At 54.1% G+C, this 16,894-nt stretch carries 15 protein-coding genes and 2 pseudogenes; 11 read left to right on the top strand and 6 right to left on the bottom strand.

All coding sequences use genetic code 11. From position 1 onward, the window contains the following. Nucleotides 1-74: 74 nt before the first annotated feature. The gene (locus C453_RS01380) at nt 75-464 is read left to right on the top strand and encodes a hypothetical protein (protein WP_152417990.1); all 390 of its coding nucleotides are present in this window, start codon (nt 75-77) and stop codon (nt 462-464) included. A 57-nt stretch (nt 465-521) separates the two neighbouring features. On the opposite strand, the pseudogene C453_RS20515 reads toward C453_RS01380, so the two are convergent. Both C453_RS20515 and C453_RS01370 read right to left on the bottom strand, forming a co-directional pair. Beyond that, a pseudogene (locus C453_RS20515) lies at nt 522-911 on the bottom strand (ADP-ribosylglycohydrolase family protein); the annotation flags it as partial. Between the two features lie 353 nt (nt 912-1,264). Beyond that, nucleotides 1,265-4,111, bottom strand: coding sequence for a DUF5797 family protein (locus C453_RS01370; protein WP_152417989.1), 2,847 nt, complete (start codon nt 4,109-4,111; stop codon nt 1,265-1,267). 483 nt (nt 4,112-4,594) lie between these two features. Here C453_RS01370 and C453_RS01365 point away from each other — a divergent pair, with 483 nt between their 5' ends. The 3 genes from C453_RS01365 to C453_RS01355 all read left to right on the top strand — a co-directional run bounded on the left by C453_RS01365 (nt 4,595) and on the right by C453_RS01355 (nt 7,116). Continuing rightward, nucleotides 4,595-5,077: a CRISPR-associated ring nuclease gene (locus C453_RS01365; protein ID WP_049907439.1), complete on the top strand. Its 483-nt coding sequence runs from the start codon at nt 4,595-4,597 to the stop codon at nt 5,075-5,077. Continuing rightward, nucleotides 5,074-6,114 carry a hypothetical protein gene (locus tag C453_RS01360; RefSeq protein WP_049907412.1) on the top strand — a complete coding sequence of 347 codons (1,041 nt, stop codon included), beginning with the start codon at nt 5,074-5,076 and terminating at the stop codon, nt 6,112-6,114. Before C453_RS01365 ends, C453_RS01360 begins: the two co-directional genes overlap by 4 nt. A 90-nt stretch (nt 6,115-6,204) precedes the next feature. Further along, nucleotides 6,205-7,116, top strand: a complete 912-nt coding sequence (locus tag C453_RS01355) for an ADP-ribosylglycohydrolase family protein (RefSeq protein ID WP_008322196.1) — start codon at nt 6,205-6,207, stop codon at nt 7,114-7,116. A 204-nt stretch (nt 7,117-7,320) separates the two neighbouring features. Here C453_RS01355 and C453_RS01350 read toward each other — a convergent pair whose 3' ends face one another. After that, nucleotides 7,321-8,523, bottom strand: coding sequence for a Cdc6/Cdc18 family protein (locus C453_RS01350; RefSeq protein WP_008322194.1), 1,203 nt, complete (start codon nt 8,521-8,523; stop codon nt 7,321-7,323). 1,324 nt (nt 8,524-9,847) lie between these two features. Here C453_RS01350 and C453_RS01345 point away from each other — a divergent pair. Then, complete coding sequence (locus C453_RS01345; RefSeq protein WP_049907437.1) at nt 9,848-10,540, top strand: nucleotidyltransferase domain-containing protein; 693 nt, start codon at nt 9,848-9,850, stop codon at nt 10,538-10,540. Then, a complete protein-coding gene (locus C453_RS19420; RefSeq protein ID WP_083881566.1) occupies nt 10,533-11,054 on the top strand; it encodes a DNA-binding protein in 522 nt (173 codons plus the stop codon). Before C453_RS01345 ends, C453_RS19420 begins: the two co-directional genes overlap by 8 nt. Before the next feature lie 145 nt (nt 11,055-11,199). Here C453_RS19420 and C453_RS01340 read toward each other — a convergent pair whose 3' ends face one another. Together C453_RS01340 and C453_RS21090 are read right to left on the bottom strand one after the other, a co-directional pair. Continuing rightward, complete coding sequence (locus C453_RS01340) at nt 11,200-11,631, bottom strand: nucleotidyltransferase domain-containing protein (RefSeq protein ID WP_008322192.1); 432 nt, start codon at nt 11,629-11,631, stop codon at nt 11,200-11,202. A 75-nt stretch (nt 11,632-11,706) separates the two neighbouring features. Beyond that, a pseudogene (locus C453_RS21090) lies at nt 11,707-11,823 on the bottom strand (DUF7342 family protein); the annotation flags it as partial. 128 nt (nt 11,824-11,951) lie between these two features. Here C453_RS21090 and C453_RS01335 point away from each other — a divergent pair. The 5 genes from C453_RS01335 to C453_RS01315 all read left to right on the top strand — a co-directional run bounded on the left by C453_RS01335 (nt 11,952) and on the right by C453_RS01315 (nt 15,766). After that, nucleotides 11,952-12,146: a hypothetical protein gene (locus C453_RS01335; RefSeq protein ID WP_049907435.1), complete on the top strand. Its 195-nt coding sequence runs from the start codon at nt 11,952-11,954 to the stop codon at nt 12,144-12,146. Beyond that, nucleotides 12,139-12,438, top strand: coding sequence for a hypothetical protein (locus C453_RS01330; RefSeq protein WP_008322190.1), 300 nt, complete (start codon nt 12,139-12,141; stop codon nt 12,436-12,438). Before C453_RS01335 ends, C453_RS01330 begins: the two co-directional genes overlap by 8 nt. 57 nt (nt 12,439-12,495) lie before the next feature. Then, nucleotides 12,496-13,317 carry an SWIM zinc finger family protein gene (locus tag C453_RS01325; RefSeq protein WP_152417988.1) on the top strand — a complete coding sequence of 274 codons (822 nt, stop codon included), beginning with the start codon at nt 12,496-12,498 and terminating at the stop codon, nt 13,315-13,317. 88 nt (nt 13,318-13,405) lie between these two features. After that, nucleotides 13,406-15,088 (top strand): MBL fold metallo-hydrolase, encoded by a 1,683-nt coding sequence (locus C453_RS01320; protein ID WP_008322188.1) that lies wholly within the window; start codon nt 13,406-13,408, stop codon nt 15,086-15,088. 132 nt (nt 15,089-15,220) lie between these two features. Then, nucleotides 15,221-15,766 carry a DUF7342 family protein gene (locus C453_RS01315; protein ID WP_241430647.1) on the top strand — a complete coding sequence of 182 codons (546 nt, stop codon included), beginning with the start codon at nt 15,221-15,223 and terminating at the stop codon, nt 15,764-15,766. 564 nt (nt 15,767-16,330) lie between these two features. Here the strand turns inward: C453_RS01315 and C453_RS01305 are convergent. Further along, nucleotides 16,331-16,894 (bottom strand): IS5/IS1182 family transposase (locus tag C453_RS01305; protein ID WP_008322184.1); only part of this gene is annotated, 564 nt, incomplete at its 5' end.

The raw sequence follows: 16,894 nt of genomic DNA, 5'->3' as shown, positions 1-16,894 counted from the left end.
GCTGAACAAGCCCGGATTTCACTTTCACCTCGGTTATCGAACATTTATCTGCCAATAACCCATCAGTTGTGAACGTGATAGCAGAAACCCTCCAGTACGTGTCGAACCATTTAGGCAGCATTATGACTGGCCTCACGATGGCTGTGGTCGGGATAGGTGTCTACGAAGCGCGGGATGGGTTTTTGCTGTTCAATGGACAATTCCGAGGGAAGTACGGTGCATTGCTGATATTCTTGGGAACGCTCTTCGGTGCGTCTCTCATTACGCCGATGGTGAGTGAATGGTGGGCGCGGTCACTCCCGTACATCCCGCCGGGCCAGCTACTCGGCGCAGTCCTCGTCCTCGGTATGCTTGGAGTCAATAAGGCAGCAGAGTGGAATTTCTTCGATGTGAAATCTCTTCCCGTCTACTTACTCGGAATTATCCTCATGGCGAATCCCGAACTCTTGCAAGCGGTTGCATAGAGCGACTCTTGTTCTGAGGGCATCATTCTGCACCCCCTAAGCTGAGAGTAACTGCTCTCACACTCGGCTGGCCAACTGATCTGCGAGAGATCTGGCCTCTGTTGTCTCATCAACGACTGTCGTCCAACGGTGAGGTAGCTGTGACTGACCAAATCGAGCACCAGCGACTGCCCCAGCGATGGCACCGATCGTGTCTGCATCACCACCGCGGTTGACAGCAGTTACAATCGCGTCCTCGAGCGTCGCTGCACCAAGTGCATCGTGAAGTGCAGTCTGCAGCGAGGACACGACNCCACCGCGGTTGACAGCAGTTACAATCGCGTCCTCGAGCGTCGCTGCACCAAGTGCATCGTGAAGTGCAGTCTGCAGCGAGGACACGACGTACCCAGACGTTTTCAACTCGTCTGGGGACTCACCATCGGCGATCGGTTCGAGCGCATTAGTGAGCAGTTTCCCAGGCATCTTCCTGACGTCTCCGCGGGTTTCCCAAATACCCGATTGATGCCGGTAACTCACTAACATCGAACTGGAGGGGATCGTTAGGACCCTCTATTGACGCTGCCGTTGAGGACCCGAGAAGTGGCATAGCCATCGCCCCACCAATACTCCTCATGAACATCCGCCGTGAGATATGTTCTGGCAGCAATATGGGAAATGAAAGAATGTTAATCAACATATATTTATTGACAGATTGGTGGGTGATAAAAATCTGTGAAACCGAGCGTGCCAACAAACGGGCTTTAGATTACAGCAGTTTCGACTCTGGAGGTTTCAATATAGCTAATTATGGGGCGTTTGGGTTAGTGAACGAGTTCGCGGGCTTTTGGGGTTGGCTGGATTTTGTTGTTGGCGTCGCGTTCGAAATACTCGGTGAGGTCTGTGTTGAGGTGTTGCCAAGCTTCTTTCCCGTTTTGCAACCCCCACGCGTCGGCTAACTCACCGTTTGAAGTCGGGGCGAGACGGATGATGTCGTTTACCCGGGAGCGGAGCTGCGCGTCTGCGGACGTAGGTTGCGGTGAGTCACCGCCTGAGGTATTTGACTTACCAGTCGCGGTCGTCGTGCTCTCGGGACCATCGTATTGTCCAGCCGGCGGGTCTATGATGTCTGGTTGGTCGCGTGGGACGGGAGATGGTGCGTCTTCTGGGTTGATACCGTCTACCCACTCGCCTTTGTCCCAGTTGAACACGCCGCCGTGTGTACTAGTGTACCTGATGAACGAGCGAAGGGTGTTCTCCCATGAAGCGTTCTCTTCGATTGCAGTTTGGTTGCCGACCATGATGAACTGGTCTTTCGGACGGGTGCAGGCGACGTTGAACCGGTTCCTGTTCCCGGAGAAACGCAAGCCGTACTTTTCGGTGTTGACGGCGCTGAAAATGATTGTGTCGCGTTCCCGGCCTTGGAAGCCGTCTACAGTTGAGACTTCCACGTTACCGTACTCGGTGAGTTCGTCACTGATCAGGGTGCGTTGGCCCCTGTACGGAGTGATGACGCCGAGATCAGATTCAGGGATGCCGTGTTCGTCAACGAGGTGGGAAACGAGGGCTGCGACTACTTCGACTTCTGTGGTGTTGACGGAGCCGCTGAAGCGTTTCCGCCACGATTGCTCGCTGGAGGCGTCAACGAACGTCACGGGTGGGCCGTTACAGACGGCTGCTGGCTTCGATTCAGGGTCGTCTGTTGGGTCCCATTCGAATCCGCGCGGGCAGGAGTCATCGATGGTGATGTGCCCGTCGTAGACGTGTTCTTGGGGGAACCCGATGATGTCGGCGTGGCTTCGGTAGTGGTATTCGAGCCACTGGTCGATGTCGTACCGGTTGCGGAGGAACGAGAAGATAGAGGCGTCGGCGGGCGGGCTCCCGTTCTTCGTCGAGGCGGTTTTCAGGACCGGTTGGAGTTGGTTATGGTCGCCGACGACCACCCATTTCTTCGCGTTAATCATGCCGAGCAGACCGAGTGGAACAGGGATTTGGCTGGCCTCGTCAATGATGACCGTGTCGAATTGGACTTGCGCGAGCCCGCCGAGTTGAGAGCGAATGATCGTTGCGCCGGTAATGTCGGCGTGTTCGATCGAGGCTTTCTCCGCTTCGGACTGGAGTTCCTGGATTTGCCGCCTGGTTTCGGAGAGCCTGGCTTGCTTCGCATCGATTTCGTTCTCCACCTGGTTCATCTGGCCGCTGCTGACTGGACCAGTTTCAGCTGCTCGTCGTAGTACGTCGTACTGGTTTTGATCGTGCCGCAGTTGGTCACCCATGTTGCTGATTTCCGATTTGAGGTCCTCGACTTTCGTCAGTAACTCTGTCACGGACTCACTGTCGCTCTCGGCGATTACTTTCGAGAGCATCACTTCGGACGTGCCTTTCGACATTTTCTCTGGTCTGCCAGCACGGACGAGTTGGTGAGTATCTCGGTGACTGAGCTTCTCGATGACGTTGTCAACCGCGATGTTGGTGTGCGAGGTGACGAGCACCGATTCTCCACGGTTGGCGAGTTCGTGCGCGGCTTTAGCGATGACCTCGGTTTTCCCTGACCCGGGCGGCCCCACAACCAGTGAGAGGTCGCCGTCGTCAAGCCCGAGGATTTCCGCCAGCACAGTTTGCTGTGAGTCGTCCAGTTCGAACCCATCGAGACTCCGAGTGTCAGTTAACTCGGCAGGGGTTGCTGGAGTGAGTGTTGATTGGTCAAGCGTGTTGAGCAGGTTAGGGCCGTTGACAGCGAGTTTGGTGACTGTTGGGTCCGAGTCAGTCTCGTTCAGCCAGCCTACACATCCTCGTCGGAGTTCTCGCATCAACCCGATTTGCTGGGTTATTGCGATCATCGATTCGGAACTGCAGACCGTGATGTTCTGCCCTGCTTCGAGACTTGTTGCGATGCCGCCCCAGTAATCAACTTGGATGTCGCGGTCGTCGATGTTCACGACGCGGCCCATTTCGCGGAGGCTCCCGTCGACGATTTGCCCTATTTGCCCGCCTTCCTCGATCCACCCGGGAAGCGAGGTATCGGAGCGGAGAACGAGGAACCGTTTGTCAGTGTTCTGGCTGAGAACGGTGACGTCAAGTTGTTCGCGCCACGTTGAGCTACTCTGTTCTTCGCCTTCAGCAAAGGTGAGTGTGGACCATCCGGGGAATCGCGTGTCGCACGTATCGCAACGGTAACTAAACGCGGTTTCGAGCTTTGTTCCGCAGTAATCGCAGTACTTGTACGGGGTCTCGTCGCTACCGTGCGCGTCTTCGATTTGCTTGAGTAGGAGTGTGTTCGCGTCGAAGTACGAACGTACTCGCTGGACCTCGTCCGCGATGTCGCGCCGTGAGACGTTTTCTAGGTAGTCATCGATGTGCCGGCCGAGAAGTGCGAAGCCAGCTGCTAAATCACCGTCCGTGTAGGACGCAACTTCTGTCCCGACAGCATGAATCGTGGCCGCGACTGCGGCTGCTTTACCATAGCGTTCCTTACAGTATGCGATCCCACGCGTCGGGTGCTTGTCGAGCCACGTGACTTGTGTGCCGAAGTCTGGTAAGTCGTAATTCAGGTATGGCGGCTGGTTTTCGACGAGGTACCCACCGTCAGCGAGCACGTTGACAAGCTGCATCGTTTCGGGAGGCACGTCAAGCTCAACAGCGATTTGCTGGTACACTCGCCACGGAGTCATGCTAATGCGAACCTGTGCCTCACACTTATAATTTAGCCTAGATGTTTGCGGCTCGTGTTAGAGCAGTGCTTCGTTCTGTAGGTGTTTTGTCAAACAGTATAGGGGCGGTCTATAATGGGAATCGGTGAGTAAGGAACTCCTATCCATGTGTCATATTCCGCCACGTCTTGAGTGCATTCAACCCCCTCCAAGATACTGAGTATGTTGTCGATGGTTTTCAGGATTTAATCGAACGAGCAAGAACACGAAGTGGACTGGAGACCGACCCATCACGAGTGACATGGAGGTCTGCAGCAGCGGTTTCCCCTGTTACGTTTGACTCATAGCCAGTGTTCCTACTGGTGGTGTCAACGCAAGCTAATTAATTCCTACTTGAGTTGTGGTAGTCATGTTTAGTTCTGACCCGACAAAAGGCAGTAAAACAACTATCTCAAGCAGGTTGTGCACTAGTCTGGATCTACCTCGGGATGTTCGGTGGTCGCGGTGACGGCGAAGTACTGGGTGACGACTGGAAGTACGAACCCGGAAGCGGTGGTAAATCCAGTGGCTGCGGCGTGTTCGGAGTGGGGATTCGTTCCAGATCACGTGTATTTACTCGGGAATCCCGGAGTTGCAGGGCAACTCGAACGGATTCAGGAATTAATCGAGGTGATTGTGGAGGCATACGGTGGTGACACACCGGCGATTGAGTACACGGAACTGGAGAGTGAGACGGAATTCGGTGCGATTGTGGAGCATTTCGAGGTGGCGATTGAAGCGGCACGGGCGGATGACGGTGAGGTCGTCGTCGATATCACGCCGGGTCGAAAGTTCATGTCTGCAATTGCGTTCCAAGCAGGGATTCAATTCGGGGCAGACCGCGTGTCCTATTTATACGTGGATTCTGCGAGTTTGTTCGGCCGGATTTACGCTGACCTCCCACGGACAGGGACGACGTTGTACGACTTCGCGGAGGTGTTCGCATGATTCTTGCTCGTCGACACATGACGTTGTTGTTGAACGCGTTGTACGAAACTGGGAAGCGACGCGTCACGGTGAAACACCCGTGTGGTGACGTGGGTGAGTTGCTTCGCGCGCGACTCGAAAGCCCGTTTGACAGTCCTGTGCGGTTCACGCAGTCACTCCCTGAGTACGAGGAAACACTGGCCGCGGTTCAACGTGAGTACGGAGCGGACGCGTACAACGACTTGCCGAATCACAGCACGTACGTCCGCTCGCTCGTTGCTAGCGGCGTACTGGATGTGTTGAACCGTGATGAGGTAGATGAGTTCGTTCACCGCCACGGCTATCGGGACTTGGAGGCTGGGCATTCGCCGGTTGTCGCTGGAATCGACGCGAACATTATGCCGTGGGGGATGGGGTCTGTGCTGGGGATCGACCACGTTGACGGTGAAACCGATGAGGTTGGACGCACTCCGACGAATGGGTACGCACTCGCTACTGGTGTGAAAGAAGAACTTGACTGGCATTACAACCAGTACCGGACGGCGTCGCTAGTGAAAGCGTTCGGTGAGGAGTTCGAGCGCGTTGATAATCAACCGGCAGGAGATAACCGGGAAGGATTCCTCGGGTTGTACGAGTTCAGGCGACTCATGGCTGACCGGAACGTCGATTTAGTCGAGTCAGAAACAGGTGACGATAACATCGTCGCCGCGTATCAAGCATTCGCTGCAGAAACCCGGAAAGATACCGTATTATTCAGTAATGACTTCGGGTTCATCGACCGTGCAATGGATGCCGGCGTGCCTGCCCAGCACGTCGATTTCCCGCGAACACTACCACGGAAAGCGACGGCGTCTTGGGACGATATCGCGGACCTCGTGTACTACTTAGCAGTCCGGTTCGGTGTACTGGTGTTGCCTGGCGCGACGCTGTACGGCGTGTGGAACGGGAAAGATGGCCGACACTGGCAACATGAAGAAATCGTTGTTGAACCGCGAAGCCCGACCGTCGAAGAAGCGTTGCAACGTGACCAGCAAATCGTAGACGCATTCGACGAGTAACACTCGAATCTAGCTGTAGAGTTCCTGAACGACACACGATTATGTAGCATTCGGCGAACACTTTTCGGGGCCGTCATCGTCGAATAGTGTATGAATGCTGATCGCACACGCGGCGTGTTACTGGGGCTTGCCTGTGGGGACGCGCTTGGTCGACCTGTCGAGTTCATGTCTACGAGGGAAATTGCTGACGAGCACGGTCGCCTAGACCACATGGTTGGATTCGGGACGTGGAATCAGCCTGCCGGGACGGTTACCGACGATACGGAGCAAGCGCTGTGCATCGCACGGAGTCTGGCTGAACACGGCGAGTTTCGACCAGGGGACGTCGCCGACAGGTTCGTTGAGTGGTACGACAGCGGACCGTTCGATATTGGGCGCATGACGGTCCGCGCCCTAAGCCGCCTCAAGCATGGCACAGCCTGGGACGAAGCCGGCCAGCACGTATGGGACAACAGCCCAGAGGGCCAGAATGCGGGGAACGGAAGCGTAATGCGATGTGCACCGCTCGCGATTCCGTACGCTGCGGACTGGGACACACTCGTCGATGTAAGCCAGCAATCCTCACAAATCACGCACGCTGACCCGCGGTGCACGTGGGGATGTGCTGTATTGAACCTCACAATCGCTGGTCTGCTCGACGACACCAACGCACCACTGGCAGATTCACTGGACTACGTCGCCGGCGGCGCCCCAGATGAACTTACAGAGGCGCTCGCACCAGTCGCTCGTAGCGAGTCACTAGACTCGTTGGAAACGTCAGGGTACGTAATTCACTCACTACAAACGGCGCTTCACGATGCGCTTACTGCGACGACGCTGGAAGACGCGATTGTTACTCCTGTGAACCGCGGCGGCGATACAGACACGATCGGCGCAATCGCCGGAGCAGTCGCAGGAGCCCGGTTCGGGGCATCGCATCTCCCCGAACGGTGGGTGTCCAATATTGGAGAGGCGAGCGAACTCGAAGCACTGGCTGGTCAGTTGATGTCCTCGAGAACGTAACGCTCACGCACTACCAGCACTGTTCAGGATACGTGAGGGTACCACAGAAGGTGAGGTACACACCATCTTCGAAATGAATTCTAACCAATTCAGAAGCTATGGTTCATGCACTCAGACACCATCTTCGAAATGAATTTTCGCCTGTTCATCGGTTCTAGAACGGTCTAAATCATATCTCAGTCAGATAATCTTCGAAGCAATAGATTAGTCATCTTGCTTGCCGGTATCCAGCGCTTCGATCACGATTTCGGGGTCTTTCATCAGCCGATGTTGGAGGAACGCCCCCTTTGATGCGCCGCCACCGGTGTGGTAGCTTTCAGTAATTCCGAGGAACGACTGTTCTTTGAGCAAACGATAGACACGGTCATGTGAGAGCGGATCGGAGCCTTCATTCTCCGCAAGGCGTTCGTAGAGTCGGTGGATTTCGCTCGTCGAGAACTGCTGGTCGTCGCTGTTGAGTGTGAGCAACGCGAGTGCTCGGAGGATGTACTTGACGTGTGGCGTTGAGCCAGAGACGAGGTCTTGGAAGCGCTTGACTTCTGTGCGCTGTTGAGCGTCGTCTACGTGCTGGCTCGTCACTTCCGTGTCATCACGCTCTTCTGCAAGTGAGCCTGCCTCGAAGAGGATGTCGACCGCTTTTCGGGCGTCGCCATGTTCACGAGCGGCGAGTGCCGCGGTTTTCGGAATTACGTCATCGTGGAGAACACCATCAAGAAATGCGTCACGCCGATTTTCAAGGATTTCCTCCAGCTGTGGCGCGTCGTAGGGGTGGAACGTCAGTTCCCGGTCCTGAAGCGAGGAATTGACGCGTTCGTTGAGTTGCTCACGATACTCGATTTTGTTGGAGATTGAGATGACACCAACGTAGGCGTCGGTCTTCCCTGATTCCTCTGCTCGCGAGAGTTGCATGAGCACGTCGTCATCAGCGAGTTTGTCGATCTCGTCGAGGATGACCACGAAGACGTCTACGTCGTCGAGAAGTGTCCACAAGTATCGGTAGTATTCAGACGCCCCAATACCTTGCACCGGAACGTCCATTGACGGGGCGAGTTCGTCGCGTACCTGGAGAACCAATTCACGGGCCACCCGTGTCTCAGTGTCGGCGTCGCTACAGTCGACGTAGACGTGCCGGAGGTTGATTCCGCTCTTCTGGGAGTGTTTGCGTGCACGCCGGCAGATATGCCGCGAGACGAGCGATTTCCCAGTCCCAGTCTTCCCGAAGATGATGAGGTTCCGCGGTGGACCACCATCTGTTGCCGGCCCCAAAGCTGCCCCAACCTGCCGCATTTCACTATCACGACCGACGATACGGTCCCGGTCAGGAACATGGCCAACGCGAAGCAACTCTCGGCGGGCAAAGATGTCTCCTGTCGAGAAGAGGTCGGCGTCAGAGTAGCCCTCGCTCATTGTAGGATAAGCAGAGCCGAGTGTCATTAACTTATCGGACCTCATACCGAGTGACAGACACCACTATTCACGGATTTTGGTCGATTACTGGCCCGTATTGATATTCCTGTTTAGTGGCTCTGGCACCCCCTCATACCGAGTGACATTGAGAAGGTGTGTTAGTCTGGACGACACCCCTCACAACGAGTGACTTCGACGGTATCGATCATGTCTTGCCGGAGGGTCAGTGCCCACACCCACCCCTCGCAACGAGTGACAACCTTATCGAGAACAGGTCTCTTGTCACTGCAAGAAAGCTGTCCGACACACCCCTCGTAACGAGTGACAGAATGGCCTATTGAGTATCCTAAGCTAGGTTTTAACAGATTGTAGGAATTCGGTTGAATGACAAGTTAGTATTCCATCTTCCCGAAACGAATGAGGAAAGATAGATCCCCAATAAAGTATATAAACTTTATTGTGTAGGCAATATAATTAACATAATCACCGTGAATTGAGCACTCTAGTCCGACATCATTCCAAATCGGATTCGGATTTAAGTACGAAAACAACTGGCCGGTGTTCAGATGTGAACTGTCACTCGTTGCGAGGGGTGCGCGTACATAGAGAATCGCGCTCTGTGGTCACCCGAGTCAGTGAGGCAACTTACAGAGTTCGTAGTCCCAGCAACTGCAGGTTTAATTCGTTCTCTCACAAGAACGTCGGAAATGCGGGGTGCGGGTGTGTAAACCGTGCGATCACACCCCACCTGTCGAAAGTAACTCTATGGAGAACACGGTCGATAGCAGCCGTATCGACCTGTAAGTGTGAGACTCACCACACTCACAGCTGTCGATGTCGATTCAATATATTCGACTCATATTTTCCACCGGCCATGATCATCAGTAAACAGAGATTAACCGATTGGTACAGACACGGTCGTTTTCCAATTAATGGCTTGAGCGCCCTGTCCCGTCTAATTCGATCGTTTACATTCGACACACGGGGTGTAAATGCCGTAGTAATAATTCAGACAAGTATGCAACTCGTACAATTGGTGAATATTCAGCACGGCCGTAGAAACCGAGCATCAACAATAGCTTCGTATGGTCGTCAAAACAATACTAGCACTTTTCCACCTAAGCGGGGTTATCCGGNATTGGTGAATATTCAGCACGGCCGTAGAAACCGAGCATCAACAATAGCTTCGTATGGTCGTCAAAACAATACTAGCACTTTTCCACCTAAGCGGGGTTATCCGGACAATTTCAACTAAGCATACTATTTGAACAGATTCCCCATTTTTATATAAAGTATAAGTATGTGGACGAGCTTACTCTTTCATATGCAAAGTAGTACGAATACTGTCCACAGAGAGGGGACAAGCATATCACTCGATATTCCAGCACAAGACACGAATTTATTCAAAAGCCAAGCAGTCCACGAAGTGCTTCTATTTTTATCTCGTTATCACACTGACTCGTTTTCTATCACTGAATTAGCTGACGCCGTAGATTACTCCCAGCCAAGTATTTCGAAGGCGGTGGACGTATTGACTGCAAACAACCTTGTAATCGACCGCCGTGAAGGGAACACGCGGCTTGTACACGTTAACCGAACCCGGTTGTCACGACCGGACGACTTGTTTCTTCAGATCCCCCAATCAGAATTCCAGCCACCTGTCCACACCGCAACCAACGAATTAGTCGAGAATCTCGACGGCGTCATTGGCATCCTCCTCTACGGGAGTGTCGCACGAGGAAACGCAGACCGGCTAAGTGATATTGACCTATGGGTCCTCGTTGAGGAAGATCGAATGGCGAATCAGCGAACGGCAAACCGTGTACGACAGGATCTCGAAGAGCAGGAATTCGAAACAGGCCGGTACGCATACGATATCGACGTCGAGTCCTTGCCTGCGATTCCGAACTATACTGAGGAACTGCGAGAGGTACTTCGTGGTGGGCTCGTTGTCTACGACTCCGAGAAGTTTGAAACAGTCCGAAAGATGGTCTTCCACGGTGAGTTCGATGAGTAAAAGGTCCGATCCACGAGCCATAACCGACGCACTCAACGTGGCAACTGACGCGTTCAACGAGGAGGGCTTTGGTGTCCCAGCACGCGAAGACGGGATTGATCCGGACGACGATTGGAAAACACAGCTCACGAAGGCCTGCCGATTGCTTGCAGCTGTTGATCAAATCACTGATCAAGGGTTCTACACAGCGACGATTGAGTTGTGTTTCGGTGCAACCGAACGGTCTATCGAAGCGTTTGCATTAGCCGAAGGAACGAGCGAGCTCAATGACTTCCACGACCATACCACCTGTTACGATCGTGCATCTGATCTAGGGCTTCTTTCTCGGGACACAACACGCGACCTTCGGCACTTGTACGATACTAATCGAACTGATAGTTACTACGGCGGACGTCGCCCAACGCAGCGACAAGCAGAAACGATGCAGCAACTTGCCAAGAATGTCCACAAACACGTTACCAATCAGATAAGAGTAGGCGGCGTTTGCACGTGCGAGACCGGAACTAATCCATAAGAGATTGTCGTTCGACGAGGGAGATGCGTCGAAACCTAAGATTCGAGGCCGTTCTGAATTCAAGTTGCCTCACGACTTCACCACGTGTCTCATATTCGATGCAGTAGGTTAATACAGGAACATCCAAATCGAGACAGCACGCTCGTCAGCCACGGAGTCCCTCTTCCGCAATGCGGTCGATTACCGCACGCTGCTGACGGCGAAGGTCGTTCCGCTGTTCGGCGAACTGTGCTTCAATCACTGTCTTGAACTGTTCGAATGCCTGCTCATCACCGCAGACGAATGAACCGCTGACTGCATCGTGTGCAACATCTAGCGAGAGCGTCTCAATATCAGAGAGATCAACGAACGGCGCATCCTCCCACTGGAGATCACCCGATAGGAAACACTGCTTCCCAAATCGGTCACGAGCAGAAAGGCTGTCCGCAAACTTGACTGCGATGTCGAGATCAGACGTACTGGTCGCTTCGCCCGTGGTCTGTGAGCCGAATGCGACCACGAATTCGATATCCGAGTCAGAACAGGCTGCCTCTTTGAGGGCAGAAAGCACCTGTGAGCGTCTATCACCCGATTCCATGCGTGAATCAACAGCGTATCGTCACAAAAGAATTCCGCCGGAGTGAGACGGTTGTAGAACCAACGGTCAAGCCTTATCGTCTCGCGTTCGGTCCCCACGAACAAGTTCCTCTGGAGGAGTCAAAGCATCGAAATCAGGTGCTTCAGTTCGCTCTTCGGCATCAGCACGGATCTCAGGGCGCGGTTCTTCCATACCCCACATTACGTGGTTAGCAAAATAAGTGTCAGCGTCTGTGCGGTGAAATGATTCATTTCACAGACGAGACAACACTGCACCGCGATACTGTTAAGGCTGACAGCCCTGTACGTATGTACAGAACCATGTCTGCAGACAAGCGAATCCCGGTGACCGAAGAGACCCGAAAAGAGCTCCACGAGCTGAAGGAACCGGGACAGACCTACGATGACCTCCTCAAGGAGTTAGCCCAACAACGGCGTCGCGACGACCTCGAGATGCGCTTCCGAGAGTTGGAGGATGCGGACGCTGACGAGTTGACGTCACTTGAGGATGTCTAAGGGCGAGTATGCGGTGCTTCTCGGCGACGGCCCTCGTGAGTTTCTCGAGGTTGCCGACGAGAAGACAAAGCGGATTTGCAAGGAGAAACTGAGGTACTTGACAGAAAGCCCGTATCCGGGGCGCGGTCGGGGTGACAAAGAGAAACTCCCCATAGACGGTCGTCGTGACAGGTTTCGAATGCATGTCTCGCGGACGTACACCGCCATCTACACCGTACTAGAGGACGAGAAGCAGGTTCGAGTACTCGAAATCCTACCCATCGACGACGCACACAAGCGCTACGGATTCTGATTCTGAGTGGAGTGAGCGAAGCACGCGGAGAACGATACAAGGCAGTTGACACCCAGAATGACAGTGAAGCAAAACGATATACACGACCAATGTACCGATGCCGTATTCGGACGGGGCAAGAACTACTACAAAAAAGGTCAAATCCACGATTGTGCGCGTGTCGGTGATACCGTAACTGCGACAGTACAGGGCTCGAAGTTATACGATTTAACTCTCTCACTTTCAGCACCAGATTTCGATCCGAGTTGTAGCTGTCCATACGACGGTCCAGGAACGTGCAAACACGTCGTTGCAGTCTTGCTCTTGCTTGCCGATGAGATACCATCCGACAGAGGGTCGAAGATTGGTGCCGTCCTCATAGACATCGACGAGGACAACCTCCACAGCTTCCTTCGTGACGAACTCTCTCGCGACAGCGGAATGCTCGACCGATTTCTCGCTCGATTTGGTACTGGACCGGTAAAGTCCCACACGGAATACCAGAACGACGTCGACCTGTTGTTCGAAGATCACACCGACAACTACCCAGTTGTCGTTGATGCGATCGACTTCAGCCAATTCACCGATATCGCTGAACACTATCGCAAGCGTGGTCGATATCGACAAGCGGCAGCTGTCTATCGTGGTCTCATTGCAGGCCTCGACGACAATATCCATCTCGTCGACGCCGCGTACGACTATTACGCAGAGGTTTTTCGAGAGGGACTAGACGCCTACGTCGACTGTATCGCAGCAGCTGATCTTGACCCGCACGAACGCGAAGAGTACGAAACGTTCCTCGCAGAGCGTGCAGAAACAGGGGCAGGCCCGCATCAAGAGCAATTCAGGCGAGCGCTGTCGGTTCTCCTATCGGTAGCGGATGATAGAGCCAACTCGTGAGCGCCCTGATGTGACACCGCTACAATGCAGTTTGACTCAAAATAGTGGCAATAATATATAATGTTTGACTCTGAAGAAGGAGACATCGATGGAAATCCAATTCCAGCACGCAAACCCGTACTCGGGGCGCGAATCGGTGGTCCTCCGAATTGATGGGTTGCTCTCCGGCCAGACAGTTTGTGTGCTCGTCGATGCCGGACAAAATGTCGACGTAACGGATCTCCTCAACGAAGACGAGAACGAATATCTCGCAGCGATCTGTCTCACACACGCCCATCTCGACCACTATCAATCGCTCGGCGACAACCTCGTGCATGGGGCACCGGTGTACGCCACTACCGATACGGCCACCATGCTTGAGGATGTCTTTGCGGCTGGCGAAGACCACTACGAACTCTCGAATACGAACCGTGTGCTCGAGCAGCTCGAACCAATTGTGGACTGGACACAAATCGTTCCAGGACTCCGCGTGCATCCCGTTCCAGCGGGCCACACGCCGGGTGCTGCGGGCTTCCTCTTCGAAATCACTGACGGCGATGAGTCGCGAACAATCCTCGTCACCGGTGATTTCACCGATCGTCGAGCGGCTGGATACCCTGGCTTCGATTCTGAGCTTCCCGTGGATGTGGACATCCTCGTCCTGACGGCTGCGACGAACGATCAGTTCGACTCGACACTCACTGATGCTGTCGCGACGATCTGCGAACGTGTTTGGGCTGGCTCGACTGTGCTCACGACGGTAAGTGGCCTGACCGGGCTTCAAGTAGCGTATCTCCTCGGACATCTCGCCGAACAGTGGGACGAGCGGCTCCCAATCACACTCGCTGGACACGTCGCAAAGCTCTACGACCGCCTCAAGTACACGATACCAAACGTCGAGTCCATCCCCGAGTTCACTGATCCGGCGGCTATACTGGCACCGGACGCCGTGACGATTGCGGGGCCGGAAGTGCCTGTTGATGGGAGTGCCGAACGCCTCTTCGAATCTGTTTCAGAGGACCCCGGTGCAACACTTGTCCAACTCATCAACGGCGGGAGTTCCCCAGTTACGAACTCGGCGTGTACAATTCACCAGTTTTCGCTCAGTAATCACCCAACTCCGCAAATGGTCGACGACGTTGTTGAGGCGCTCACCCCAGTACACGTGATAATTACACATCAAAAGGGGGCGGCTGCAAACCAGTACAAGGACAAGTATGCGAGTTTCGTCTGGGCTACCGATGACACGGATTGCTATACGCTACTGGATGAGTCAGGTTGGACACCGCCACCGTGGGTAACGGAGTCGACAACGCGGCGTGTACACTCTGAAACTAACCGAAGGGGTAGGCTGCTCGGAGATGCACTCGACGGAGATGTCCCACTTCCAACGGCAACGCGCCTCGATGACGTCAGTCTCGATGCGGAAGGACTCAACTTGGAGGCTCTTCGTGACCGGCTCTCTGTGGATCGTACGGAACAGACGCTGGCCGAATCATCTGGTGTTCCGCATGGTACGGACGGTTGCCTGGAATCCGTAGGCAGTGCGAAACTCGATGGAGTCTCCGGAGCATCAACGACGGCTGACGAGACTTCCGATTCCGATATTGACACCGCCCTCGAAAAAATTACCTCTCGTCTCGATCAGATTGAAACGGCAGTTACCGAACGAGGTGTTGATGCACGTGTCGTCGATGCGGGTAACGGAACGATCCTACTCCGTCTTGTGGACCCACCAGACCAACTCGAACATGGTCAACAACTGCGCGTAATTCTCTCTGAGATGGATTAGCGTAAGTTCTCATACAAGCGCCAAGCCAGAATTATCATACTTCAAAGTATCATACTCTGGAGTATGTTAGCGTGATTGCAAACATATCTTTGCACCCACAAACTAATATGAGCGCAGTCCGTCTCTAGGACAATGACTGAGGATACACCGTCTCCACCGGACATGAATCTGGCCGGTGAGTGGGACAAAGCCGTTGAGAGTCGGACGGTCAAAGATCGTGTGTATGAAGCAGCGACGACGCTCACGTCCCCAACCACTGTTGCGGACGTCGCAGAACGTGCCGACTGCACGAAAGAAGGTGCTCGTCCCCATCTTGAGTGGTTCGTCGAAGTCGGGGTCCTCGAAAAAGTCGCTGACAATCCTGCACTCTTCGTCCGAAACGAGGCCTACTTTGAGTTCCGTCGAATCACTGAACTGACCCGAGAGTTCAAAACACCTGAAGCAACTGACGAAGCAATCGATGAGTACCGAACCCGCGAACAGGAACTCTCGAGTTACTTTGAGGAATCCTCGCCTGAGGCAGTTGTCCTTTCCGAGACGACGTACGACGATCTCGATGAGGCGTACGATAGGTTAAGTGAATGGCGAACTGTTACTCGCCGCCTTCGCGAACTCCGTGAAGCCAAATTCCGCCTCGAGTCAAATCTCGGCGGGAGCCCCGCCTCGTCATTCCCCTAATCGATGGGACGCACAGATGACCTCAACGAAGAACGGATGCGAATTCTCGGTGGCCGCCTCGCAGACCTCTCGGTAATCGAGACCGTCCAGTACTTCCCATCTGGAAAAGAAGACCATGTTGTTGCCACTCTTCGGTCGAATTACTACCCCAACGTCGTGGATACTGCGACTCTCGAAATCCGCCTTCGACTGAATGGAGAGTTCAATTTTCAGTATTTAGAGGAATGGACTGGTGAGAGCTGGTCGTGTCGATGGGACCGCCACCCAAATACGCACAATACACGCGACCACTACCACGTACCACCACAACCGCGAGAAGAGAGTGCGGTCGATGCAGTCTACCCGGATGATCCGAATGACGTGCTTCGGGTCGTTCTTCAGACTATCGAGAAACGAATTAACGATATCTGGGCGACAACAGATCCGGTTTTTCCGTCGGAATGGCACTGGTGAATCGCCATACAGCGGTTGATTTGGCTATGTTGCGGCACGCTTGATGTTATGAACGACACATTTCAAGACGANGAATGGCACTGGTGAATCGCCATACAGCGGTTGATTTGGCTATGTTGCGGCACGCTTGATGTTATGAACGACACATTTCAAGACGAGTTCACGGAATTTTCGGTACCACGTCCGCGCACGCACGGCGTCGCCGTGCGTGCGCTTGATCGACGAGAAGACGGTCTCACACATCGATCGTTGACGGTATCGAGGCCCATCGACCCGCGCGTTATGCGCGTGGTCGATGGGCCGGAAGATGCGATGTTTAATCAGCGGTCTCACGCCTNATCGAGGCCCATCGACCCGCGCGTTATGCGCGTGGTCGATGGGCCGGAAGATGCGATGTTTAATCAGCGGTCTCACGCCTTCTTCGCGTAGTTTTTCGCGTAACTGCATCCAGTCGTAGCCTTTGTCGGCGGCGAGGCTGTGCAGGTCGCCTGCGTTGCGGGAGGCGACCTGCCAGCCGAGTTGTGTGTCGTGGGTTTTCTCGGTTGTACAATGAACGTCGAGAACAGCTTGGGTTTGAGTATCGACGAGAGCCGTGGCTTTGAGTGTCTGAACGCGGTAATTCGTGCGGCGGCAGTAGTGCTTGCTAGCGTTTTCGCGGTCGAAAAACGTGGCATC

The sequence above is a fragment of the Haloferax elongans ATCC BAA-1513 genome (genome assembly GCF_000336755.1).
In the GTDB taxonomy this organism is placed as follows: Archaea; Halobacteriota; Halobacteria; order Halobacteriales; family Haloferacaceae; genus Haloferax; species Haloferax elongans.
This window is presented reverse-complemented; position numbering and strand designations above follow the sequence as displayed.

Excerpts from the sequence above, each read along its gene's own strand:
- C453_RS01370 (WP_152417989.1), bottom strand. The coding sequence starts at position 4,111 with ATGACTCCGTGGCGAGTGTACCAGCAAATCGCTGTTGAGCTTGACGTG.
- C453_RS01360 (WP_049907412.1), top strand. The coding sequence starts at position 5,074 with ATGATTCTTGCTCGTCGACACATGACGTTGTTGTTGAACGCGTTGTAC.
- C453_RS01355 (WP_008322196.1), top strand. The coding sequence starts at position 6,205 with ATGAATGCTGATCGCACACGCGGCGTGTTACTGGGGCTTGCCTGTGGG.
- C453_RS01350 (WP_008322194.1), bottom strand. The coding sequence starts at position 8,523 with ATGAGCGAGGGCTACTCTGACGCCGACCTCTTCTCGACAGGAGACATC.
- C453_RS01345 (WP_049907437.1), top strand. The coding sequence starts at position 9,848 with ATGCAAAGTAGTACGAATACTGTCCACAGAGAGGGGACAAGCATATCA.
- C453_RS19420 (WP_083881566.1), top strand. The coding sequence starts at position 10,533 with ATGAGTAAAAGGTCCGATCCACGAGCCATAACCGACGCACTCAACGTG.
- C453_RS01340 (WP_008322192.1), bottom strand. The coding sequence starts at position 11,631 with ATGGAATCGGGTGATAGACGCTCACAGGTGCTTTCTGCCCTCAAAGAG.
- C453_RS01335 (WP_049907435.1), top strand. The coding sequence starts at position 11,952 with ATGTCTGCAGACAAGCGAATCCCGGTGACCGAAGAGACCCGAAAAGAG.
- C453_RS01330 (WP_008322190.1), top strand. The coding sequence starts at position 12,139 with ATGTCTAAGGGCGAGTATGCGGTGCTTCTCGGCGACGGCCCTCGTGAG.
- C453_RS01325 (WP_152417988.1), top strand. The coding sequence starts at position 12,496 with ATGACAGTGAAGCAAAACGATATACACGACCAATGTACCGATGCCGTA.
- C453_RS01320 (WP_008322188.1), top strand. The coding sequence starts at position 13,406 with ATGGAAATCCAATTCCAGCACGCAAACCCGTACTCGGGGCGCGAATCG.
- C453_RS01315 (WP_241430647.1), top strand. The coding sequence starts at position 15,221 with ATGACTGAGGATACACCGTCTCCACCGGACATGAATCTGGCCGGTGAG.